The following is a 20,206-nucleotide window of genomic DNA, read 5'->3' on the forward strand; positions in this document are numbered from 1 at the left end:
GCGGTAAGGGTTTTGTGTACGAATAGAATTTTGGGATGTCTACATCGGTTCTCATCGTCGACGACGATCCCGCGGTGCGCGACCTGTTGCGCCATTTCTTCAACGCCCAGGGCATCGACGTTTCCGTGCTGCACGACGGCGCCGGGCTGCGCCGCAGGCTCGAACTCGAACGTCCGTCCATCGTCGTGCTCGACATCATGATGCCGGAGACCGACGGCCTGCGCGCGCTGCGCGATCTTCGCGCGGCGGGCGAGGACATTCCGGTGATCTTCGTGACCGGTTGCGACAGCGTGCCGCAAAAGATCGCGGGACTGCAATCCGGCGCCGACGACTATCTCGCCAAGCCGTTCGATCCGCATGAACTGCTCGCGCGCATCGAAGCCGTGCTGCGGCGGCGCGCCGTCGCGCCGAGCCGGCCGGAGCCCGCGCCGCGCGAACGTTTCGGGCGCTTCGAGGTGGACTTCGTGACGCGCTCGCTGCTGCGCGGCGACGAACGCATCGCGTTGCGCGACAGCGAGTTCGCGCTGCTCAAGGTCTTCATCAAGCATCCGTACAAGGTGCTGTCGCGCGTGCTGATCCACGATCTCGTGCATCGCGACGAACTGCCTTTCCGCGATCGCGGCCTCGACGTGCCGATCTGGAGGCTGCGCCGTCTCATCGAGGACGATCCGTCGCATCCGCGACATGTGCAGACGGTGCGCGGCCAGGGCTATGTGTTCGTTCCCGACGCGGACGCCGCCGAGACCGACTGGACCGGAGCCTGAGCCGCATGCGTTCGCTTTGCTGGCGGTTCGTGCGCCGTGCGCGCGGTTTTATCGACTCGCTGTTCGGCCGCATGGCGATCGCGTCGATTTGCGTGCTGGTCACGCTGCAGGTCGGCTGGTTCGCGATTCTCCATGTGCAAGGTCCGCACAAGGAAGCCGATGGTTACGCGCGCGCGCTTCTGATCGTGCTCGAAGCGGCGCATAACGATGTGGCGCTCGGCGGACGGCTCATGCGCGAGACGCGCGTGCATATCGTGCCGGTGTGGAACATGCCCGAGGGGCTCTCGTTGCGCGATCCGGCGAAGACGCGTCACGGACATCTCGCGCGCCAGCTCGCCAGCCGCCTGCCGAACGGGACGCAGATCGCCATCGATAGCGATGCGCACAACAAATCGCGGCTCTGGGTGCGCTATCCCGACAGCAACGTGTGGATCGTCGCGCCGATCGATTTGCCGCCGCCCGCGCCGTTCATGACCGAAGGCGTCGTGCTGCTCGCGGGCGCGCTCGTGCTCTCGCTCATCGCGACATGGCAGTTGCAGCGGCCGCTCGCGCGTGTGGCGCAGGCCGCGCGGCGCTTTGGCGGCGGCGAGCGGCCGGTGCCCATCGAGGAGAATGGGCCGCGCGAGTTGCGCGAATTGATCGGCGCATTCAATCAGATGATGAAGAAGCTCACCGATACCGACGACGACCGCGCCGTGATGCTCGCCGGCATCGCGCACGATCTGAAGGCGCCGCTCACGCGTCTGTCGCTGCGCGCAAGCGTGCTCGCGAAGGACGAGCGCGAGCGCGCGCACTTTCTGCGCGACATCGATTCAATGACGCGCATCGTGCAGCAGTTTCTCGAATTCGCGGGGCGTTCGCCGGCGCAGAGTTCGCAGACTCGCGTCGATGCGTTCATCGCGGAGCAGTTCGCATCGCCCGAAGATGGCGACGTGCCGTTGTTCGCGCTGTCGCTCGAGGCGGGCGATGCGCTTCGCCTGCCTCGCACGTTCATCGACCGTCTGATGACCAATCTCGTCGACAACGCGCTCGAATACGGCGAGCCTCCCGTCGAAATCCGCACAGCGCGGCAGGACGGCGAATGGCTGATCGAAGTGCGCGACCACGGCCCCGGCATTCCCGACGAGCGTCTCGACGAAGCGCTGCGGCCCTTCGTGCGGCTCGATCCCGCGCGCGGCGGCAACGGGCATTGCGGGCTCGGGCTCACCATCGTCGATCGTCTTGCGCGCGAGCAGCGCGGCCGCTGCGAGATCGGCAACGCCGGGAGCGGCGGGCTGATCGTGCGCATCGTCATTCCCATTGAAGAAACATGAAGCCTGCTTCGACCTTGCGCGCCGCCGATATGTCGCGCCGCGCGTTCATTGGCAGCGGCGCGCGCGTCGCGTTGCTATCGACGACGCTCGGTGCGGGCGCGTTGCTCTCCGCGTGCGGCGGCGCGAACGACGAACAGAGCGCGATGGAAACGCCTGCGCTGCCGTCCGTCGAAAACTTTCGCGACGTGGCAGGCGTGGGCGAGGGCTATCCGACCGTCGATGGCGGCCGCTTGCGCCGCGGCGTGTTCTTTCGCTCGGGCGCGCTCACGCCCGACGATGCCGATACGGCGTTGCTCGCACGTTTCTCGCTGCGCATGGTGCACGATCTGCGCGCGGTGGCCGAGGCATCGCTTGCGCCCGATCGCGTGCCATCGGGCGCGGTGCGCGAGACGCACGAGATCGCGCCGATCGACGCCGCCGCCGCGATGCCCGCCGATGCGTCGGCGGCAAGCGCATGGATGAACGCGCGTCAGCGTCAACTCGTCACCGATCCGGCAGCGCGCCTGCAATTCGGCCTGCTGCTTACGCGGCTCGCGCGTGTTTCAGGCGCGCAGGTGTTTCATGGCACGGCGGGCAAGGATCGCACGGGCTGGGCGGCGGCGTTGCTGCTTTCCATCGCGGGCGTGCCGCTCGACGTCATCATTCAGGACTATCTGCTGACGAACACCGTGGCGCAGACGCGGATCGACGCGCGCATCGGGGCGCACGCGACGCGGCTCGCAACGAACGCGCAAACGGTCGCGCCGCTCTATCAAGCGCAAAGCGCGACGATCGAAGCGGCGTTCGACGAGATGAATCGTCAGTTCGGAACGTTGAACAACTATCTAGCGCAGGGTTTGTCGATGGCTTCTGCCGACGTGACGATGTTGCGGACGAAGCTCGTCGTCTGATCGCGCGTTGAAAAAAAACGGCTCGCCAGAAAAACGCAGGCGAGCCGCAAGAGGGATCGGTCAACAGCTACAGCGACGGCAGATTAGCACCGGTTCCATGCGCGAATCGGCATCGGAAAGATGCCGTAAGGAAAGCGGCCGTTACTGTGTGCGGGAGACCACCATGCGGCCGATGAGCGCCTCCAGCTTTTGCCGCGCGCCCGCGAAACGATCGATGTTCAGACCATTGGTGTCGTAGCGTGCGCTGACGAGAATTTGCCCTTGCCGCAGGAGCGTCAGATCGATCGCCTTCAGATAAGGCATGGGCTCGGCGCTGAAGGCGTGACGGTCCCAGCTCGTCGTCGCGCCGTAGACGAGCATCGCCTCGCAGCCGGGCGGCGACGTGCCGGGGTTATAGACCGTCGAATTCACGCCGCGCCGTTGTAATGCGCCCTGCAGCACGGGCACGAAGTCGTCCGTCGTGACGCTCTGATTCAACTCGATGCATACGGATCGCAGCGAGGCGGGCGAGCCCGTCACCGATGTCGGCGACGAATAGCTCGATGCAACCGTGAAGCCCGCTTGCACCAGTGAGCCGGCGGCATCGGCGGCGGTGATCAGCGTCCACGTGCAGCCGGAGAGCGCGCCGGCGCACGCCGCAGAAAGCGCACGAGCGATGAGTTTGCTGGGCATGGGCGTCGTGTCGAAGGAAGATGCGCGGTGTGTCGACAGCCGACATCACGCACGAACATCTTCCCGCGATGCTCCGCCGTTCGATAGGCGGAGCACGGCGCCAAACCGTCGAGTTGTTTCCAGGTATTAACGAGCATCGAACGACGACACCTGCGTTGCAGATGCCGCCGTCGTTACATCGGATGGCCTTGAACGAAGTTCTTGTACGCCCAGTAAGCGGGCTTCTTCGTGCTGCCGTCGTTCTGGACGAGACCGTAGGCGCCTTCGCTGTCGTCGTAGAGCTGGAAGGCCTGGATCGACTGGATGTTGTACTTCGATGCCACGCTCGCGAATTGCGCCATCATCAGATTGCCGGTGATGTAGTTCGCGATCTGGCTATACGAGCCGAAGTCGGGACGCACGCCGAATTCGCTGATCCACACCGGCTTGCCCATGTCGTGCAGAAACTGGAGCACGTCATGGCATCCCGTGCCGCCGCATGCGTGCGTCATGTCACCCTGGCTCGAATACCAGTGCCACGACGTGATGTCCCAGCTCACGGCCGGATGGCCCCAGGTGCCGTCGGGCTGCGAACCATCGGCAAGCATCTGGAAGAACGCGGTATGCAGCCATGTTCCGCCCAGCACGATCTTCGCCGAGCCATCGACGGATTTCACGCCTGCGATCATCCCGCGAATCGCGCCGCGCGCGAGCATGTACGACCAGTTGTTGTACTGATACCAGACCGTTCCGTCGACGTTGCCGATAAGCGCCTTCGCCTCCAGTTCGTTGCCGACTTCGTAATACTTGTAGCGATAGCTATTCGCCGTTTGCTGGCCGAGCTTGAATCCCGCGTCGTACGCTTCGTCCTCGCTGTCGTAGTTGAGGTTCATGAGAATCACGGGATACATCGTGATGCCGGCGTCTTCCATCGTCTTGGCGATGCCCGCGACCATGTTCGCCGATGTCTGGCTGTACACGTCGTTGCGATAGATCGTTGCGCCCAGTTCCTGCAATTGCGCAAGCTGCGTCTGCGCGCTCGTGACGTCGTATGCGCCGCCGTTGCTGTTATGGCCGTTCACGCCGTAAAAGATCGAGCCGCTGCCGTTAGCGGCCTTCGCGGTGGACTCGGGCGCCGTGGCGCTCTTCGCGGACGCAGCCGTATCGGCGGGGTCGTCGCTGCCGCCGCACGCGGCGAGCGTCATGCTCGCGACGAGTGCCGCAAGCATGGATCGTGATAACAGGGATGCAGTTCTGAAGTTCATGGCGATAAGTATGACTAACGGAGATGCGCGTGTTCGCGACATTCAGAAGATGCGCCGAAGGCCCGCATTCAGCGATGGACGAAACGAAGCGCATATCGGTCACGCAGCACTGGGCAACCGATGCAGTTGAAAGGCTTCGTTAGTGATCCGAATGACTGGCTCAGGATGGATTCCGTACCGGGCGCAAGACGGTGCGCCGCGGCAGCCGAGACAGTGCGGATTCGCTGAAGCAATGACGGACACACGTTCGACATGCATCCGAAGCGGGGCCGCCGGTCAAATGAATGGCGAGCGCTCGATGATGACCCGCGCACTTCGCGTCGCGCCGGTCATCGGTAACATGTGCAGCGAATGCGTTTTGATGACGTCAAAATTTCTGACGATGACGCGAACAAAGCCGCGCCCCGACACAAACGCTGCCGGGATCGATTCAGCGGGGAAAGGTTACTTTGTTCTGATGTGGATGTAAACCCGACAGCAGAAAAAACATCTTGCCGATAACAAGATTTCGAACAGTCCCTTCTTCCTTTTATCGTTTTGAGCGCAGCCGTTTCTATGTTCGTGCCGGCACACGGCGACGCTTCGTTTTCGGCTTTGCGCGCTAACTGTTCTTCTCCGCCAGATACGCAATAACGCGGCCGATTCCGAGCACTTACTTCTCCGCGACGATCTTGTCCTGCGTTTGTGTATCGAAGTCCGACGCATCGTGGCGCTCGTGCAACTGGCTCGAAGGCTCGCCGAACGTGCGATTCACCATGCGTCCGCGCTGCACGGCGGGACGTTTGCCGATCGTATCCGCCCAGCGGCGCACGTGCGCGTATTCATGCACGGAAAGAAACTCGGCCGCGTTATAAAGCCAGCCGTTCACGAGGCCGCCATACCAGGGGAAGATCGCAATATCGGCGATGGTGTAATCGTCACCGGCGATGTATGCGCTATTCGCGAGACGCTTGTCGAGCACGTCGAGTTGACGCTTCACTTCCATTGCAAAGCGGTCGATCGGATATTCCATCTTGCTCGGCGCATACGCATAGAAGTGGCCGAATCCGCCGCCAAGATAAGGCGCGCTGCCCATCTGCCAGAAAAGCCACGACAGACATTCGGCGCGCTTCGCCGGATCCGTCGGCACGAGCGCGGCGAACTTCTCCGCGAGATAAAGCAGGATCGCACCGGACTCGAAGACGCGCACGGGCGTCGCGCCGCTGCGATCCATGAGCGCGGGAATTTTCGAATTCGGATTGACATCGACGAAGCCGCTGCCGAACTGATCGCCATCGCCGATTCGAATCAGCCACGCGTCGTACTCCGCGCCGCGATGACCGAGCGCGAGCAACTCTTCGAGCATGATGGTGACTTTCACGCCGTTGGGTGTAGCGAGCGAATATAGCTGCAACGGATGATGTCCTACCGGCAAGGCTTTTTCATGCGTCGGTCCGGAGACCGGCCGGTTGATGTTGGCGAAGTGTCCGCCGTTTTCCTTACTCCACGTCCACACGGCAGGCGGCACGTACTCGGGCAATGCGCTCATGCGTCACCCTCCTTCGCAAGATGATTTCGCACGAGGTTATCAGGTCGCCCGCAAACATGCTTGACCGGCCTTTGTACAATCGGCGCTGCCCGTCACGAGATAAAACGAATGAGTCAGCGTCCGTCCCATAAGCCGTTTCGTCCTCGAAAAGCGCCCGCTCAGTCGCGTTCCGAAGCGACGGTCGCATCCATCGTCGAAGCAGCAGCGCAGGTGCTCGAAAGCGAAGGCTTCGACGGCTTCAATACGAATGCGGTCGCGCGTCGTGCAGGCGTCAGCATCGGCTCGTTGTATCAGTACTTTCCGGGCAAGGATGCGCTTATCGTCGCGCTGATCCGTCGTGAAGGTGCGCGCTTTCACGAGGATGCGTCGGGCGCGCTCACGCAGCGAAGCGGCAAGGCGGCGCTCGAATATCTGATCGGCGCGGCCGTGCGCCAGCAGTTGCAACGTCCGATGCTCGCGCGACTGCTCGATATCGCAGAAGGGCGTCCGGCGCTGCGAAACGAAGTCGCGAAAGGGGAGATGGACGAACTCGTCGAGTCGATCGTCGCGCGCGCCGCGCCACGTCATGCGCGCCCCGATGTGGCGTCAGCGGATCTGCTCGCCATTGTCAAAGGCATGGTCGATGCAGCGGGCGAACGCGGCGAGCGCGATCTCGACGATCTCGAACAGCGCGTTCGCGCCGCGGTATTCGGTTATCTGTCGAGAAGTGCAAGTCTATGAATGTGAGCAATCGGTTGAGCGCGACGCTGCAAGCCCCGTAAATGCGGGCGTTTCGAAGCTACCCGCAATGCGAGTAGTCGAATGTGAGCTTTTACTTATATTCTGAAGTCCTCGGGCGATCACGGCATGGTGCCGTCGCCCATCGATCGATGAGAGACCGACGAATGAACGATTCAATCCGTAGCATGAAGCTCAATCATCTCAGCTTTCCTTCCGCCGATACCCCCGCGACGGCGCGCTTCTTCGAACAGTATCTGGGCTTCACGATAGCGGGCACGTGGGACCAGTCATACATTCTCAAGCGTCCCGGTTTCGATGTGGTCATCGATCACGCACGCGACGATATGCCCGCGTGGCCGCGCGCGTTTCACGTCGGTTTCGAATTACCCGATCTCGATGACGTGCGCGATCTCTACGAGCGCTTCAAGTCCGAAGGCGTGGAAATGGAAACGGATATCTTCAACAACGGGCGTGGCTCGCGGTTCTTCTGCCGAGCGCCGGGCGGCGTGATGTTCGAGATGAATACGCGTGCGGATGCCGCGCCCGAATACCAAGGCACGTTCGACAACTGACGCGGCGACGGTGTCGCGTCATCGGCCGGCTTCGCGCTTTTCCTGTTCCTCGACGGTGAAGATAGCTTCGGGCATGACTTCGAGGCGCGCTTTCGGAATGGGCACGCCGCTTTCATCGGATAGTCCGTACGTGCCTTCCGCGATCTTCTGCAGCGCGCGCTCGATATCGCCGATGCGGCCGTCGTTCACATCGCGCAGTGCCTGATTCGCGATGTCCTGCTCCATGCGTTGCGCATCGTCTTCGTATTCGTGCGCTTCGGAGCCGCGCGCTTCCTGCAAGCGCCGCTCGCCCGCTATAGTGCCTTCCTCGTTGCCGAGCAATTCTCGCTTCAATGCAAGCAGGCGTTCACGCTGCGTCGAAATGAACTCGTCGCTCAGGCCGCTTTGTTGGTCGGACATGATGGTGCTCCGGAAGAAACGCTTCTTTCGATAAGGCTATTCGCCCGCCGCGATGGAGACGGACGCTTCGCTCGTCAGCATCAGGAACCTGAGTGTTTCGCGCAGATAAAGCTGCACGGTCGTGTCGGTATGGCTCGTATAGCCTATCGACAGGTCTTGTCCGAGATACAGTTCGTAGTCGCCGCCGCGCGTGGACAGCACGCAGCCGCCCTGAATGGCGGGCGCCCATACGAGATCGCCGCTCACGATCCGCTTGATGTGTTCGATGACCGGATAACCTTGATCGCTCGCTTCGGCAAGCGCGGTGTACGCATCCGCGCCGAGCAGGACGGAGTAGGGACCATCGACGCCGGCAAGGCGCAGCTTTTCGAGCGCCTTGCTGATTGCGGCGGGATAGTCGGCGACATCCGCGGGCAGGAAGGTCGGCGCGTTCGAGCTGCCTTCACGAATGCCGGTGATGCCGGCGGCAGCGAAGCCGTCGAAGATCGCGCTGTCTTCCGCGAGCGCCAGTTCGTTCGCGGCGGTTTTGGCGGGTTGCCAGTCGCCGTCGTTCGAACCGCGCTCTACGCTGTCGATAGCTTCTCGCTGCAGCGTGAACGGCACGGTGAGTTGCACGAGTTGTCTCACTTCATACAGCTTCGCGGTAACCCCTTTCTTTGGTTCCGCAATGTTCGTCTGATGTCCCGTGCCGATGCCCGACAATGCGACGCCGCCCGGATTCTTCACATCGACGACACGCCGCCCCGCAAGCGCGCGTTTGAATGTGCGCGCGACCTCCGCTTCGATTTGCGACCATGCGGCGCCGGAGATCGGCGCGAGCTCGCGATGCAAGTTATTCATCTTGTGATGTTCCTTTGAGTGAGCCGATGTTCAATGTGCCTTCGCGGTTATCGGCGGCCGGGTTATCGCCGATATCGGATGACGCGATATCGGGTTTGCGGTCGGGAAGCTCGTCGAGAAGATCGGCGGACGGCACGAAGAAAAGACCGCCCGTCACCGCGCGGCTGTAATCGAGCAGACGGTCGTAATTGCCCGGCGGCTTGCCGACGAACATGTTCTCCATCATCTGTTCGATGGGCGCGGGCGTACGCGCATAACCGATGAAATACGTGCCGAACTCCTTCGCGCCCGGCCGTCCGAACGCCATGTTATGCCGCAATATCTTTACTTCTTTGCCGTCTTCCTCGATCGTCGTGAGCGAGCTATGCGAGCACGACGGCTTGATCGATTCGTCGAGCTCGACATCGGATAACTTCTCGCGTCCGATAATCAATTCCTGCTGTTCGACGCTGAGTCCATTCCACGCATCGAGGTTATGCAGATACTTTTGCACGATCACATAACTTCCGCCCGCGAATTCGGGATCTTCTTCATCGACGATCGTGTAACGCGCGGCGCTCTTGCCCGAAGGATTCTCGGTGCCGTCGACGAAACCGACCATGTCACGCAGATCGAAATAGCGAAAGCCATGCACTTCATCGACGACCGTAACGGCATCGCCGAGCTTGTCGAGCATCTGCGCCGCGAGCTCGAAGCACAGGTCCATGTGATCCGCGCGGATATGCAGGAGGATGTCGCCGGGTGTCGCGATTGCGCGCCGATCGCCCGCGCCGAATTCGCGAAACGGATGAAGCGATGCGGGGCGCGGCGCGCCGAAGAGCAGATCCCATGCACCGGCGCTGAAGCCGCATACGCACGACAGATTCGCGGCCGGCGCGCGCGTGCCGACGGCACGAACGAGCGCGGCGACGTCGCCGCACCATGCGCGCACGACATCGGCTTTGCCTTCGCCGCGCGCGAGCGTCGCGACGATAAAGATCGCGCTTCGGGAAATCGGATTACATACGGCTTGTGGTTCGGGTGTGATGTTGGGCATCTGAAGAGGTCGATTGCGTAATGCGGTTGATCGAATCGATCGTGATGTCACGCCAAGGCCGCAATAAGAAGGCGAAGTTATCCGCCGTGCGTAAAGATATGGCCTGAACGCCGCTCGGTTTCAGTGGTGAACCATGTCTGCGCATGGCGGCGCGCGGCGACCCATGAATGATCGTCGCCATTGGTGAGATGTTGTCTGATGATGCGCTGCGCCCGTTCGATACCGTCGCGCACGGCTTCGTCCGCGGTGCGCCATTCCGGCTGAACCGGCTCGGGCCAGCGCGCGAATGCCGCTTTGCCGTCGCGGCTCACGGTGACATCCGCCACCCATGCGCCGCGCTCGTTGCGCCGCGCGGCGGCCGAAATTTCGAATCCCGCATGAACGTCAAAGGCATATTCCATCTGGTCCTCCGATGCAGACAGGGCATGCGATAACGATAACCCGAAGATCGATAAGATTATATGCTCGCCATATTCATCCACTGCGCGCGAACGCAGGACTTGATTCATCGACCGACAGGAGCGATTGTGAAACTGACCGACTTCGACACGCTGACCTTCGACTGCTACGGCACGCTGATCGATTGGGAAACAGGGATATTCGAAGGATTGCGTCCGCTGCTGGATCGTGTGAAGACCGCCTTGACGCGCGATCAGGTTCTCGAAGCGCATGCGCGGCACGAATCGTCGCAGCAAAGATATACGCCGGCCAAGCGTTATCAGGAATTGCTGGCTATCGTCTACAAACGCCTTGCGGAGGAGTGGGACGTTTCGTTCACGCAGGACGAATGCATCGCATATGGACGCTCGATTCGCGACTGGCCCGCATTCCCCGATTCCGCCGGCGCGTTGCGCTATCTGAAGCAGCATTACAAGCTCGTGATTCTGTCGAATGTCGATAACGATAGCTTCGCGTATAGCAATGCGAGACTACAGGTCGAATTCGACGCCGTTATGACGGCGGAAGATATCGGATCGTACAAGCCTTCGCCGCGCAACTTCGAATACATGCTGGAAAAGCTCGGCGAACGCGGCATTCGCAAAGAAAGCATCCTGCATACGGCCGAAAGTCTTTTCCACGATCACAAGCCCGCGAACGAGTTCGGTCTCGCATCGTGCTGGATTTATCGGCGTCATTCGCAGCCTGGCTTCGGTGCGACGATGGATCCGGGCGCTCAACCGAAAATCGACTTTCGTTTCGATAGCATGGCGGCGCTGATGGAGGCACATCGGAAGAGCGTAAATATATCGGATGTCTAATTATTATCACGCAACTAACGGTCAGCTCCCCGCGCGCCTTGATATCCGAAAGGCCAACGCAACGGCTTGGCTAATCGAAATCCACGTCGGTGCCGCGCCGCAATGCATCCAGACGGCGGATCTGCTCGGGCATGATCCGGCCGAGCGACAAGGGCGGAAGCGCGTCGAGTTCGAAGAATTCGACTGCATCTGTTTCGACGCCGATCACATCGCCGGTCTGAACGATCTCGCCGAGAAAAACGAGCTTCCAGATATGAAAAACCGAAGGCGGGTGCGGATGCCTAGCCGTATCCCATGCGGCGAGCAGACGTACGATATCGACCGTGTAGCCGCTTTCCTCGCGCACTTCCTTCGCCGCATTGTCAGCGGGCGACAATCCCACGTCGGCCCAGCCGCCCGGAAGCGACCACAATCCGTCGGCGGCTTCGCGCACGAGCAGGATGCGTCCTGCTTCGTCGAACACCGCGCATCTAACGTCGAGCTTCGGATTCGCATAGCCCGATTCGAAAGCGAAAAGTTCGGCGACCTTGGCCGTTTCCATCGATGCGATATCGGCGATCTGCTCATACGCGATCGCGGCGATTTCCTCGTAGCGTTCCTTGTCGAAAACGCCGGTCGTGTAGTGCAGGCCCGTCTGCGCGAGCGCGAGCAGGCGTTTTGCCTGATCGAGTCGTCGATTGGTCGGCATGATCGCGTTGGTTCCTCCGTTTCTCTTTCTCCGCTCGCGCTCAGGATAGACGAGGTGCGAGACGTTGTCGCCGGAAGAGATAACCAAGGCCGCGCCGGCTGCTTCTCGTCACCGCGCCGATTCGAGCGTGGACAGCTTGCGTTTCAGACGTTCGATGCGCTGCGTGAGCGGCAGCGCCAGCGTCGGCGCTCTGAGCGAATCGATGCGCGCGTGCCAGTAAGCGAAGGGAAACGTGCCGTCGGAAGCCCGATCGACAACGGATTCGAGATGCACGAGATCGCGCTCGATAATGAATTGCAGCATGGTCTTTGAGTTGGGAATGCGGACCCGCGACTAGATTACCGGTCGCGGGCTGCGGGGCACGGCCACAACGGACGGCCCTCAGGATTACGCGGCGCTCATCGTGATCCTCTTTGAGATCATCGGCGCGTCGCGTGGAAGTTCATATCGTATGAAGCAACGGGCGTGCCAGAGGTCGCGCGCGGTGAGACGTCAATGGAAAGAGGCCGATCGACGAGAGGAAGCGGACAGTTACGTCCGTGTAAGGAAGCCGATTGCGATGCGCGCGCGCTTCTAGCCAGGCGCACGGACCTGCGCGATTCTTCACGGAGCTTGGCAAGAAGTTCAATGGCGGCGTCCGCGCGCGGCATGATGTCCGTCGCGAGCGCGCGCACGGCGAGACGCGCACGGCATCGCGCGCGCGGGCGCGGAACCGAGCGCGAGCGCCGTCGATAACGCCGTGCGCAACCCGTTTCCCCCGCGCCACGCGAAATGCTCCGGAATCGCACCGCAATTAACATCGACGAACGGATGATCGCGCTGCTCGCTTGCGGCATGCACGCGACGCGCGACCCGTTCCTTGCCGGAGCCGGTCGGCCCGAAACGAGCACGGCAAGTTCCGTCGGCGCGATCCGGTCGATCATGCGCACGAGCTGACGAAATGCCGGCGATTCGCCGATGAGACTGCCATCGGTGCCGTCGAAGGCGAACGGAACGATCGACGTACGGCTCATTGCCGGCGCTCAGTGTCGACGACACGCGGAAAACGGTTTGTGCCGCAATTAAGAGCCTCTCCCGGCGAATCTTGAGTAAGCTGGAAAGAGCGCTCGCGTTTTCTTTAGCGCTTCATATACTCGACGTCAAGGAGGCAGCAATCCGTATATTCCGACCTATGCCCGCGTGCGTGACCGTCGGCATAATGTCAGCCACCAAAGGACAGCCGCGATTCGATTCGCAGCCGCAAACGATATGAACGAACAACGAGCAAAACGAGATCCGGAAGGCACGCGGCGGCGCATCCTCGAAGCCGCCACGGAGCAGTTCACCCGATTCGGCCTCGCGGGGGCGCGGGTCGACGCCATCGCGACGGCGGCGGGCACCAACGAGCGCATGCTCTACTACTACTTCGCGAGCAAGGAAGGGCTGTATGTCGCCGTGCTCGAAGCGATGTACGTGCAGTTCGCCGAGCGCGAGCAACGCCTGGATCTCTCCGGCCTGCAACCCGCCGAGGCGGTCCGCGAACTGGCGCAATCCATCTGGGCGCACTTTCGGGAAAACCCCCAATGGCTGAGCCTCATCAACAACGAGAACCTGCACGAAGGACGCTATCTGGAGCGCTCGAGCCGCTTGCGCGAGACCATCTCGCCGGTGGTCGATCTGCTGCGCGCGACACTCGAACGCGGCGCGGCCACGGGGCAATTCCGGCAGGGCATCGATCCGCTCGACTTCTACGTGACGCTCGTCGGCATGGGCTACTACATCGTGTCGAACCGCTTCACCATCGACATCTTCACGGGCCGCAATTACGCCGAAGAACGCCGCCAGGAAGCGATATCCGCCATGCATCTCGACATGCTGCTCACCTGGCTGCGCCCCACGAGCTGACCGGAGGCACGCGTTTAAGCGCGGCCTAGCGGATGAACCCGAGCTGCGCGCTGATCCTGTCGAGCACCGGCTTCTTCTTTTCGTTGAATGCGGCCTTGTTCTGTTGAATGAGGTTGTTGCCCTTCGTGTCGATGGAAACGATCAGCGGCCCGAACTCCCTCACGCGGTTGACCCACAGCGTTTCCGGCATGCCGAGATCCTGCCATTGCGCGTCTTCGATCTCTTCGACGAGCGTCGCGGCCAGCACCGCGCAGCCGCCCGGAAAGATTGCGTGCACCGCCTTGTGTTCCTCGCAGCCCGCAGCCGTTTCAGGGCCCATTCCGCCTTTGCCGACGATCAGCTTCACGCCCGTCTGAGCGATGAACTCGCGCTCGAACTTCTCCATGCGCATGCTCGTCGTGGGGCCGATGGACACCATTTCGAAGCCGCCGTCGTCCTTCGTGCGCACGATCGGCCCTGCGTGAAAGATCGCGCCGCCTTCGAGATCGACAGGCAGTTGACGTCCCTGTTCGATGAGCCTGCGATGCGCGACATCGCGGCATGTCACGAGCCGGCCCGTCAGATACACGACGTCGCCGACATTGAGGTCTTCGAGATCTTCGCTCTTGATGGGTGTCGTCAGAACTTTCTTCACAGCACCACTCCTTCGTGTGAAAGCACTTCATAGGACAGGTCGGCGTCGATGCGGATCTTGCCGCGACGATGCGCCCAGCAGCCCGTATTGATGGCGACGCCGATGGTCGACGGATGCCGCGCCGACGACTCGATGTTCACGCCCATCACGCTATGGTTGCCGCGCAGACCTTGCGGCCCGATGCCGATCTCGTTCAACCCGTCTTCGAGCAGTTCTTCCATCAGCGCGGCGCGCGGATTGTCGCTTTTCGAATCGACGGGACGGAGGATCGCGAGCTTCGAGAGGCGCGCGGCGGTTTCGACCGAAGTCGATACGCCCACGCCGACGAGCAGCGGCGGGCACGCGTTCACGCCCCGCTCGGTGATGACGTCCATGACGAATTCGGCCACGCCTTCGTAGCCTTGCCCCGGCATCAGCACCTTGGCCGCGCCGGGCAGCGTGCAGCCGCCGCCGGCCATGTAGACGTCGATCGTGCAGCTATCCTTTTCCGGCACGATGCGCCAGTCGAGCCACGGAATCTGCGTGCCGGTGTTGGTGCCGGTGTTCTTTTCGTCGAAGGTTTCCACAGCGTTGTGACGCAGCGGTCCGAGCTTCGTCGCGCCGGCGGTGGCTTCGCGCAAAATTTCTTCGAGCTCGCCCAGCAGCGGAAAATTAGCGCCGGCCTCGACGAAGTACTGGATCACGCCGGTGTCCTGACAGCTCGGCCGGTTCAGTTTGTCGGCTGCTTCCTGATTGCCGTCCATCGAATCGTAGATCGACTTCGCGAGCGGATTCGTTTCGAGCGTGCGCAATTCCGCGAGCTTCGCCTTAACGTCCTTCGGCAGTCGCTTGCCGATATAGGCGGTGAATTTGGCCATCGTGTCCGTCACGGACTGAACGGCGAGTTCCTTATCCATGTTGCTTTCCTCAAAGTAGGTATCGAGGTTGAAAAGTGCGGCCGGTTCAATGCGCGGGCGCGTTGCCGCGCGTGACCGTCGGCTTGCGTGTGCGGGCGAGCAGCAGCGTGAGCACGGCGGAGAGCACGAGCAGGGCCGCGACGAAATAGAGCCCGCCGCTGAAGCTGCCGGTCCGGTCCTTCATCCAGCCGATCATCGCGGGACCGGCGAAGCCGCCGAGATTGCCGATCGAATTGATGGTCGCAATGCCCGTTGCGGCCGCCGCGCCGGAGAGGAAGGTCGTCGGCATGGTCCACAGCGGCGGCTTCGCGCAGCTGATGCCGATATTCACGAGCGTCAGCGCGGCGACGAGCCCGACGACGCTATTGGCCATCGCCGCGACGACGAGGCCGACCGTCGCCGCGATGCACGCCAGCACGACGTGCCAGGTGCGTTCGCCGGTGCGGTCGGAGTGGCGCGACCAGACGACCATCGCGATTACCGAGACGATCGGCGGAATTGCGTTGAGCAGGCCGACCGTCATCGACGAAACGCCCAGTTGCCGGATGATCTGCGGCGCCCAGATGCCGAGCGTGTAGAGCCCCGCCGACGTGCCGAAGTAGATCAGCGAGAGCGCCAGCACGCGCGGATTCGCCAGCCCGCCGATGATCCCGTGCTTCGAGCCGGACGCCGCGCGGCTCGCGGTCTCCGCGTTCATCACGCCGACGAGCCACGCGCGTTCGTCGTCCTTCAGCCACTTCGCTTTTTCGGGTTTGTCGGTCATGTAGAAGAACACGACGACGCCCAGGATGAGCGCGGGAATCGCTTCGATGATGAAGAGCCATTGCCAGCCGTGCAGGCCCATTACTCCGTTCAATTCGAGCAGGGCGGCGGAGAGCGGCGAGCCGAGTGCCGTGGAGATCGGCGCGGCAGCCATGAAGAACGCCGTCACGCCCGCGCGATGGCGCGCTGGAAACCAGTAGCTCAGATACAGGATGATGCCGGGAAAGAAACCGGCTTCGGCCGCGCCGAGCAGAAAGCGCACGATGTAGAAGCTCGTCGGTCCTTTGACGAAGGCCATCGCCGCGGAAATGATGCCCCACGTGACCATCACGCGGGCGATCCACATGCGGGCGCCGACCTTGTGCAGCACGATGTTCGAGGGCACTTCGAACAGGAAGTAGCCCCAGAAGAAGATGCCCGCGCCGAAGCCGAGCATCGAGGCGGTGAAACCGAGATCGGCCTTCATCGTCAGCGACGCGAAGCCGATGTTGACGCGATCGATATACGCGATGAAGTACAGCAGCATGATGAACGGCACGATGCGCCAGCTGACCTTGCGCAGCGTGCGCTTTTCCAGATCCATGTGCATTGAATGTCTCCTTTGTTCCGATGACCGGTCGATGTCTCGGCCGTCTGATGCGGCCTGCGTTAGTCGGAACCAAGGTTAAAACCGATGGATTCGCGTATGAATCGATCTAAACTTAATACATCCTTGCAAAAAACTCACGAATCGACATGGACTCGGAACTGGGCTTCTTCTGCATGCTGGTCAAACAGGGCAGCCTCGCCGCGACCGCGCGCGAACTGAACCTGACGCCGCCGGCCGTTTCGCGCCGGCTCTCCGCAATGGAGGATCGGCTGGGCGTGCGCTTGCTGAACCGCACGACGCGGCGCATCAGTCTGACGAGCGAGGGCGAGGTCTACTTCGCGAACGCGCAACGCATCCTGAGCGACATCGACGATATGGAGCAGCTCGTGTCGAGCAGCCGCGCCGCGCCAAAGGGACTGCTGCGCGTCAATGCGCCGCTGGGGTTCGGGCGCTCGTATATCGGACCGTCGATTTCGCCTTTCAGCCAGCGCTATCCCGAGGTAGAAGTGCAATTGCATCTCACCGATCGTCCGGTGAGCCTGCCCGACGAAAGCATCGACGTGTCCGTGCGATTCGGCGAGCTGCCGGATTCGCGGCTCATCGCCAAGAAGATCGCGTCCAACCGGCGCTTGCTGGTGGCGTCGCCGGGATATCTGCGCGGCGTCGCGCAACCGGCGCATCCGCATGATCTGACGCAGCATCAGTGCATCGTGCTGCGGCAGAACGAATCGGCTTACGGCAACTGGCGCCTGAGCCGCGGCGGACGCACCGAGACGATCAAGGTTCACGGCAAGCTCAGCACCAACGACGGCGAAGTGGCGCTCAACTGGGCGCTCGAAGGACACGGCATTCTGATGCGCGCGGAATGGGACATCGCCAAATATCTTCGCAGCGGCCGGCTCGTGCAGGTTCTCGCCGATTACGACACGCCGCCCGCCGATATCTACGCCGTGTATCCCGAACGTCTGAACCTGTCGGCGAAGGTCGCGTGCTTCGTCGAGCACTTGCGCGGCTATCTCGGGCAGCATGCGGACGGACCGGCATCGGTGAGTTCGAACTGGTAGTGCGATCGAGTTCGCCAATGCGCTGAAAGCGCGGCGCGGCGGGAGTAACCTGATTGTGCGGTGTGCTTGCCGCGAAAGGAGGTTGCGATGAGAATCGCCGACATATTCAAGCGCACGAAGCGCGGCGTGACGGTCGCTGCCGCAGGCGACGCGGAGCCTCATCACGAGGAACACGCGAAGCCGGCGCAGAAAGAGGCGCGCAAGCTGTGGGACGTCATCGGCCGAAATCGGCATAAGAGCGCGAAGTGGCATTAGCGAAGCGGGCCCGGGTACGAAAGTCCCGGGCCCGTTGTTTTTGAGGTGATATCGTCGACTTTTCTCTTGCGCGAACGCCGGGTTATAAAGGCGAAACCCTTGAATAAAAGTCAACGATGAAAGTCACGCTCGACGAGCTTCAGACGTTCGCGACGGTGGTCGACACGGGCTCGATCACGGCGGCTGCGGAACAACTCGATCAAACGGTGTCGGGCGCGAGCCGCACGCTCGGAAGGCTCGAAGAAAAGCTGCAGACGACCTTGCTGCGCAGAACCACGCGGCGTCTGGAATTGACGGAAGAGGGCAAGAGCTTCCTGCAGCATGCGCGCGAGATCATCGACGCGGTGGAGAGCGCAGAAGAACAGATCGCCGCGCGGCGCGAGCGGCCATCGGGGTTGTTGCGTGTCGATGCCGCGACACCGTTCATGCTGCATGTGATCGTGCCGCTCGTCGCGGGATATCGTGAGCGCTATCCGCACGTCGAACTGGAACTGAACAGCAACGAAGGCGTGATCGATCTGCTGGAGCGTCGCACGGATGTCGCGATTCGCATTGGCAGGCTGAAGGATTCGACGCTGCACAGCCGCCCGATCGGCAGCAGCAGGATTCGCGTGCTCGCGACGCCGCGCTATCTCGAGACGCATGGTCATCCGAAGCGCGTCGACGATCTCGTGAATCATTCGCTGCTCGGCTTCACGCAACCGGAATCGCTCAATGTGTGGCCGCTTTCGGGCCGCGACGACGAGCTTTATCGGATCACGCCGACTATTGCGTCATCGAGCGGCGAGACGCTGCGGCATCTCGCGCTGGAGAGCGCGGGCATCGTGTGTCTGTCGGATTTCATGACGCTGCGCGACCGGCGCGACGGCAAGCTCGTGCAGATTCTTGCGCGTCAGACGCAGGAGGTGCGACAGCCGATCAGCGCGGTTTATTATCGGAACACGGCGATTTCGGCGCGTATTGCATCGTTTGTCGATTATCTGGCGGAGGCGGTGAAGTCCAGCGAGTATGCGTTGACGGGGAAGGGGTGATTGGCGTGCTATGTTCTTGCCTTCGCGCAGGCGAAGACCGCCGGCGTAGCGTCAGCACACGAACGCCCCAATGTCCGACGTCGACACCGTGGACTTTCTTATCCGATAGCCTTTCAGGACGATCACATGTACCAGCCTGTTTCTGACTTTGTAGAGATTCTGCGCACGGAGCGACGCGATCTGCTCAACCGTCTTCGCGCGACCCGCTTTTCGAAGCTGAAGGACGGCTACACGCACGCGCAGATCATTCCACACACGAGTTATTCGCCGTGGTACGACGACGCGGAGTTCATGGCGATCTACGAACAGATCAGCGCCAATACACTGGTGGACATCTATCGCTGCTACGAACTCTGGACGCTTGCGCGCCAGACACGTTCGCTGGAAGGTGACGTGGTCGAAGTGGGCGTCTGGCGCGGAGGCACCGGCGCGCTGCTTGCGTGCGCCAACCGCGTCAAGGTCGTGCACCTCTTCGACACGTTCACGGGCGTCGCCAAGGCGGACCCCGAATTCGATACGCTGTACACGGGCGGCGAGCACGCCGACACGGACGAGTCGATCGTCCGAAGTCTGTTCTCGAAGCTGAACGCGAAATTCGAAATCCATCGAGGCATTTTCCCGGATGACACGCTGGCGGCGCTGCCCGAAAAAGTTTCGCTCGCGCATATCGATGTGGATACCTACCAGTCGATACGCCAGTCGTTCGAAGCCATCTGGCCGCGCATTCAGCCGCGCGGCGTGGTCGTATTCGACGACTATGCGGCGTTCGGCTGCGAAGGCGCCGCTCAGGCAGTCAACGAACTGGCAGCGCAGACGCCGGACGCGTTCTTCGTACACAACATCAACGGCCATGCTTTGATGATCAAGGTTGGCGTGGCGGGGTAAGCGGCTGGGATCACGCTGCGCAGCCGGGAGAAGTTTTCCGCCTTTTTCCGAAGGCTCTCGATCGACGTAGGGTCTGTGAGGGAAAAGACCGAACCTGCGCAGCAATCTGGCGAACGTGGAAATGCGCCTGGGAACCATGAGACCGAGGTCGGCCACGAGCGGTCATCCACCGCGCTGCGCTGCAGATGCCGAACGTCGCATGTTCCTTCAGAACCGGACCATCAAGGGCGTACCTTCGGGGCGAATGTCGCGCTCACGAGAAAGCGAGGCTGGAAGGCGTC

The 20,206-nt window shown here is 61.9% G+C and carries 23 protein-coding genes and 1 pseudogene; 11 read left to right on the plus strand and 13 right to left on the minus strand.

The genetic code is table 11. The features are described from left to right. Positions 1-35 precede the first annotated feature (35 nt). From AWB77_RS10290 to AWB77_RS10300, 3 genes are read left to right on the plus strand one after another with little or no spacing between them, the layout of a single operon-like run. On the plus strand, positions 36-764 hold the full coding sequence (locus AWB77_RS10290; RefSeq protein ID WP_061134321.1) for a response regulator: 729 nt from the start codon (positions 36-38) through the stop codon (positions 762-764). A gap of 5 nt (positions 765-769) precedes the next feature. Continuing rightward, entirely contained in the window at positions 770-2,077 is a 1,308-nt protein-coding gene (locus AWB77_RS10295; protein WP_061134322.1) for an ATP-binding protein, read from the plus strand. Beyond that, complete coding sequence (locus tag AWB77_RS10300) at positions 2,074-2,967, plus strand: tyrosine-protein phosphatase (RefSeq protein ID WP_061134323.1); 894 nt, start codon at positions 2,074-2,076, stop codon at positions 2,965-2,967. The genes AWB77_RS10295 and AWB77_RS10300 overlap by 4 nt, the downstream gene beginning before the upstream one ends. A gap of 141 nt (positions 2,968-3,108) precedes the next feature. Here the strand turns inward: AWB77_RS10300 and AWB77_RS10305 are convergent, their stop codons facing one another. The 3 genes from AWB77_RS10305 to yghU form a co-directional block, all read right to left on the minus strand. Next, the gene (locus AWB77_RS10305) at positions 3,109-3,639 is read right to left on the minus strand and encodes a hypothetical protein (protein WP_061134324.1); all 531 of its coding nucleotides are present in this window, start codon (positions 3,637-3,639) and stop codon (positions 3,109-3,111) included. Between the two features lie 173 nt (positions 3,640-3,812). Next, positions 3,813-4,847 (minus strand): lipopolysaccharide biosynthesis protein, encoded by a 1,035-nt coding sequence (locus tag AWB77_RS10310; protein ID WP_341844959.1) that lies wholly within the window; start codon positions 4,845-4,847, stop codon positions 3,813-3,815. 688 nt (positions 4,848-5,535) lie between these two features. Then, entirely contained in the window at positions 5,536-6,411 is an 876-nt protein-coding gene (yghU, locus tag AWB77_RS10320) for a glutathione-dependent disulfide-bond oxidoreductase (protein ID WP_061134327.1), read from the minus strand. A 108-nt stretch (positions 6,412-6,519) separates the two neighbouring features. Between yghU and AWB77_RS10325 the strand changes: the two genes are divergently transcribed. After that, positions 6,520-7,131 (plus strand): TetR/AcrR family transcriptional regulator, encoded by a 612-nt coding sequence (locus tag AWB77_RS10325; RefSeq protein ID WP_061134328.1) that lies wholly within the window; start codon positions 6,520-6,522, stop codon positions 7,129-7,131. Positions 7,132-7,295: 164 nt separating this feature from the next. After that, a complete protein-coding gene (locus AWB77_RS10330; protein WP_208601509.1) occupies positions 7,296-7,703 on the plus strand; it encodes a VOC family protein in 408 nt (135 codons plus the stop codon). Positions 7,704-7,721: 18 nt separating this feature from the next. Here the strand turns inward: AWB77_RS10330 and AWB77_RS10335 are convergent, their stop codons facing one another. From AWB77_RS10335 to AWB77_RS10350, 4 genes are all read right to left on the minus strand, one after another. After that, a complete protein-coding gene (locus AWB77_RS10335) occupies positions 7,722-8,102 on the minus strand; it encodes a TraR/DksA family transcriptional regulator (protein ID WP_061134329.1) in 381 nt (126 codons plus the stop codon). Between the two features lie 36 nt (positions 8,103-8,138). Beyond that, a complete protein-coding gene (locus tag AWB77_RS10340; protein WP_061134330.1) occupies positions 8,139-8,942 on the minus strand; it encodes a family 1 encapsulin nanocompartment shell protein in 804 nt (267 codons plus the stop codon). Then, on the minus strand, positions 8,935-9,978 hold the full coding sequence (locus AWB77_RS10345; protein ID WP_061134331.1) for a Dyp-type peroxidase: 1,044 nt from the start codon (positions 9,976-9,978) through the stop codon (positions 8,935-8,937). The genes AWB77_RS10340 and AWB77_RS10345 overlap by 8 nt, the downstream gene beginning before the upstream one ends. A gap of 77 nt (positions 9,979-10,055) precedes the next feature. Continuing rightward, complete coding sequence (locus AWB77_RS10350) at positions 10,056-10,460, minus strand: DUF6566 family protein (RefSeq protein WP_244158512.1); 405 nt, start codon at positions 10,458-10,460, stop codon at positions 10,056-10,058. A 45-nt stretch (positions 10,461-10,505) separates the two neighbouring features. On the opposite strand from AWB77_RS10350, the gene AWB77_RS10355 reads away from it, so the two are divergent. Continuing rightward, on the plus strand, positions 10,506-11,237 hold the full coding sequence (locus AWB77_RS10355) for a haloacid dehalogenase type II (RefSeq protein ID WP_061134458.1): 732 nt from the start codon (positions 10,506-10,508) through the stop codon (positions 11,235-11,237). A gap of 70 nt (positions 11,238-11,307) precedes the next feature. Here the strand turns inward: AWB77_RS10355 and AWB77_RS10360 are convergent, their stop codons facing one another. From AWB77_RS10360 to AWB77_RS36810, 3 genes and pseudogenes are all read right to left on the minus strand, one after another. Continuing rightward, complete coding sequence (locus tag AWB77_RS10360) at positions 11,308-11,925, minus strand: NUDIX hydrolase (protein WP_061134333.1); 618 nt, start codon at positions 11,923-11,925, stop codon at positions 11,308-11,310. A 108-nt stretch (positions 11,926-12,033) separates the two neighbouring features. Next, positions 12,034-12,228, minus strand: a complete 195-nt coding sequence (locus tag AWB77_RS10365; protein WP_061134334.1) for a hypothetical protein — start codon at positions 12,226-12,228, stop codon at positions 12,034-12,036. Positions 12,229-12,696: 468 nt separating this feature from the next. Continuing rightward, positions 12,697-12,938: pseudogene (locus AWB77_RS36810) on the minus strand (sigma 54-interacting transcriptional regulator); the annotation flags it as partial. Positions 12,939-13,173: 235 nt separating this feature from the next. On the opposite strand from AWB77_RS36810, the gene AWB77_RS10380 reads away from it, so the two are divergent. Beyond that, the gene (locus AWB77_RS10380; RefSeq protein WP_061134337.1) at positions 13,174-13,809 is read left to right on the plus strand and encodes a TetR/AcrR family transcriptional regulator; all 636 of its coding nucleotides are present in this window, start codon (positions 13,174-13,176) and stop codon (positions 13,807-13,809) included. Between the two features lie 25 nt (positions 13,810-13,834). On the opposite strand, the gene ttdB is transcribed toward AWB77_RS10380, so the two are convergent. From ttdB to AWB77_RS10395, 3 genes are read right to left on the minus strand one after another with little or no spacing between them, the layout of a single operon-like run. After that, positions 13,835-14,443 carry a L(+)-tartrate dehydratase subunit beta gene (gene ttdB, locus AWB77_RS10385; RefSeq protein WP_061134338.1) on the minus strand — a complete coding sequence of 203 codons (609 nt, stop codon included), beginning with the start codon at positions 14,441-14,443 and terminating at the stop codon, positions 13,835-13,837. After that, positions 14,440-15,339 (minus strand): L(+)-tartrate dehydratase subunit alpha, encoded by a 900-nt coding sequence (gene ttdA / locus AWB77_RS10390; RefSeq protein ID WP_061134339.1) that lies wholly within the window; start codon positions 15,337-15,339, stop codon positions 14,440-14,442. Before ttdA ends, ttdB begins: the two co-directional genes overlap by 4 nt. A 46-nt stretch (positions 15,340-15,385) precedes the next feature. After that, positions 15,386-16,690, minus strand: a complete 1,305-nt coding sequence (locus AWB77_RS10395; RefSeq protein WP_061134340.1) for an MFS transporter — start codon at positions 16,688-16,690, stop codon at positions 15,386-15,388. Between the two features lie 140 nt (positions 16,691-16,830). Here AWB77_RS10395 and AWB77_RS10400 point away from each other — a divergent pair, with 140 nt between their 5' ends. The 4 genes from AWB77_RS10400 to AWB77_RS10410 all read left to right on the plus strand — a co-directional run bounded on the left by AWB77_RS10400 (position 16,831) and on the right by AWB77_RS10410 (position 19,925). Further along, positions 16,831-17,754: a LysR family transcriptional regulator gene (locus AWB77_RS10400; RefSeq protein ID WP_061134341.1), complete on the plus strand. Its 924-nt coding sequence runs from the start codon at positions 16,831-16,833 to the stop codon at positions 17,752-17,754. Positions 17,755-17,841: 87 nt separating this feature from the next. After that, the gene (locus AWB77_RS36300) at positions 17,842-18,009 is read left to right on the plus strand and encodes a hypothetical protein (RefSeq protein WP_167354136.1); all 168 of its coding nucleotides are present in this window, start codon (positions 17,842-17,844) and stop codon (positions 18,007-18,009) included. Positions 18,010-18,125: 116 nt separating this feature from the next. Beyond that, positions 18,126-19,040: a LysR family transcriptional regulator gene (locus tag AWB77_RS10405; protein ID WP_061134342.1), complete on the plus strand. Its 915-nt coding sequence runs from the start codon at positions 18,126-18,128 to the stop codon at positions 19,038-19,040. A gap of 126 nt (positions 19,041-19,166) precedes the next feature. Continuing rightward, positions 19,167-19,925 carry a TylF/MycF/NovP-related O-methyltransferase gene (locus tag AWB77_RS10410; RefSeq protein WP_061134343.1) on the plus strand — a complete coding sequence of 253 codons (759 nt, stop codon included), beginning with the start codon at positions 19,167-19,169 and terminating at the stop codon, positions 19,923-19,925. The last annotated feature ends 281 nt before the right edge of the window (positions 19,926-20,206 follow it).

The sequence above is a fragment of the Caballeronia fortuita genome (genome assembly GCF_001544835.2).
Classification (GTDB): domain Bacteria; phylum Pseudomonadota; class Gammaproteobacteria; order Burkholderiales; family Burkholderiaceae; genus Caballeronia; species Caballeronia fortuita.

Excerpts from the sequence above, each read along its gene's own strand:
- ttdA (WP_061134339.1), bottom strand. The coding sequence starts at position 15,339 with ATGGATAAGGAACTCGCCGTTCAGTCCGTGACGGACACGATGGCCAAA.
- yghU (WP_061134327.1), bottom strand. The coding sequence starts at position 6,411 with ATGAGCGCATTGCCCGAGTACGTGCCGCCTGCCGTGTGGACGTGGAGT.
- AWB77_RS10405 (WP_061134342.1), top strand. The coding sequence starts at position 18,126 with ATGAAAGTCACGCTCGACGAGCTTCAGACGTTCGCGACGGTGGTCGAC.
- AWB77_RS10365 (WP_061134334.1), bottom strand. The coding sequence starts at position 12,228 with ATGCTGCAATTCATTATCGAGCGCGATCTCGTGCATCTCGAATCCGTT.
- AWB77_RS10300 (WP_061134323.1), top strand. The coding sequence starts at position 2,074 with ATGAAGCCTGCTTCGACCTTGCGCGCCGCCGATATGTCGCGCCGCGCG.
- AWB77_RS10380 (WP_061134337.1), top strand. The coding sequence starts at position 13,174 with ATGAACGAACAACGAGCAAAACGAGATCCGGAAGGCACGCGGCGGCGC.
- AWB77_RS10305 (WP_061134324.1), bottom strand. The coding sequence starts at position 3,639 with ATGCCCAGCAAACTCATCGCTCGTGCGCTTTCTGCGGCGTGCGCCGGC.
- AWB77_RS10295 (WP_061134322.1), top strand. The coding sequence starts at position 770 with ATGCGTTCGCTTTGCTGGCGGTTCGTGCGCCGTGCGCGCGGTTTTATC.
- AWB77_RS10340 (WP_061134330.1), bottom strand. The coding sequence starts at position 8,942 with ATGAATAACTTGCATCGCGAGCTCGCGCCGATCTCCGGCGCCGCATGG.
- AWB77_RS10335 (WP_061134329.1), bottom strand. The coding sequence starts at position 8,102 with ATGTCCGACCAACAAAGCGGCCTGAGCGACGAGTTCATTTCGACGCAG.
- AWB77_RS10395 (WP_061134340.1), bottom strand. The coding sequence starts at position 16,690 with ATGCACATGGATCTGGAAAAGCGCACGCTGCGCAAGGTCAGCTGGCGC.
- AWB77_RS10310 (WP_341844959.1), bottom strand. The coding sequence starts at position 4,847 with ATGCTTGCGGCACTCGTCGCGAGCATGACGCTCGCCGCGTGCGGCGGC.
- AWB77_RS10360 (WP_061134333.1), bottom strand. The coding sequence starts at position 11,925 with ATGCCGACCAATCGACGACTCGATCAGGCAAAACGCCTGCTCGCGCTC.
- AWB77_RS10330 (WP_208601509.1), top strand. The coding sequence starts at position 7,296 with ATGAACGATTCAATCCGTAGCATGAAGCTCAATCATCTCAGCTTTCCT.
- AWB77_RS36300 (WP_167354136.1), top strand. The coding sequence starts at position 17,842 with ATGAGAATCGCCGACATATTCAAGCGCACGAAGCGCGGCGTGACGGTC.
- AWB77_RS10345 (WP_061134331.1), bottom strand. The coding sequence starts at position 9,978 with ATGCCCAACATCACACCCGAACCACAAGCCGTATGTAATCCGATTTCC.
- AWB77_RS10290 (WP_061134321.1), top strand. The coding sequence starts at position 36 with ATGTCTACATCGGTTCTCATCGTCGACGACGATCCCGCGGTGCGCGAC.
- AWB77_RS10325 (WP_061134328.1), top strand. The coding sequence starts at position 6,520 with ATGAGTCAGCGTCCGTCCCATAAGCCGTTTCGTCCTCGAAAAGCGCCC.
- AWB77_RS10410 (WP_061134343.1), top strand. The coding sequence starts at position 19,167 with ATGTACCAGCCTGTTTCTGACTTTGTAGAGATTCTGCGCACGGAGCGA.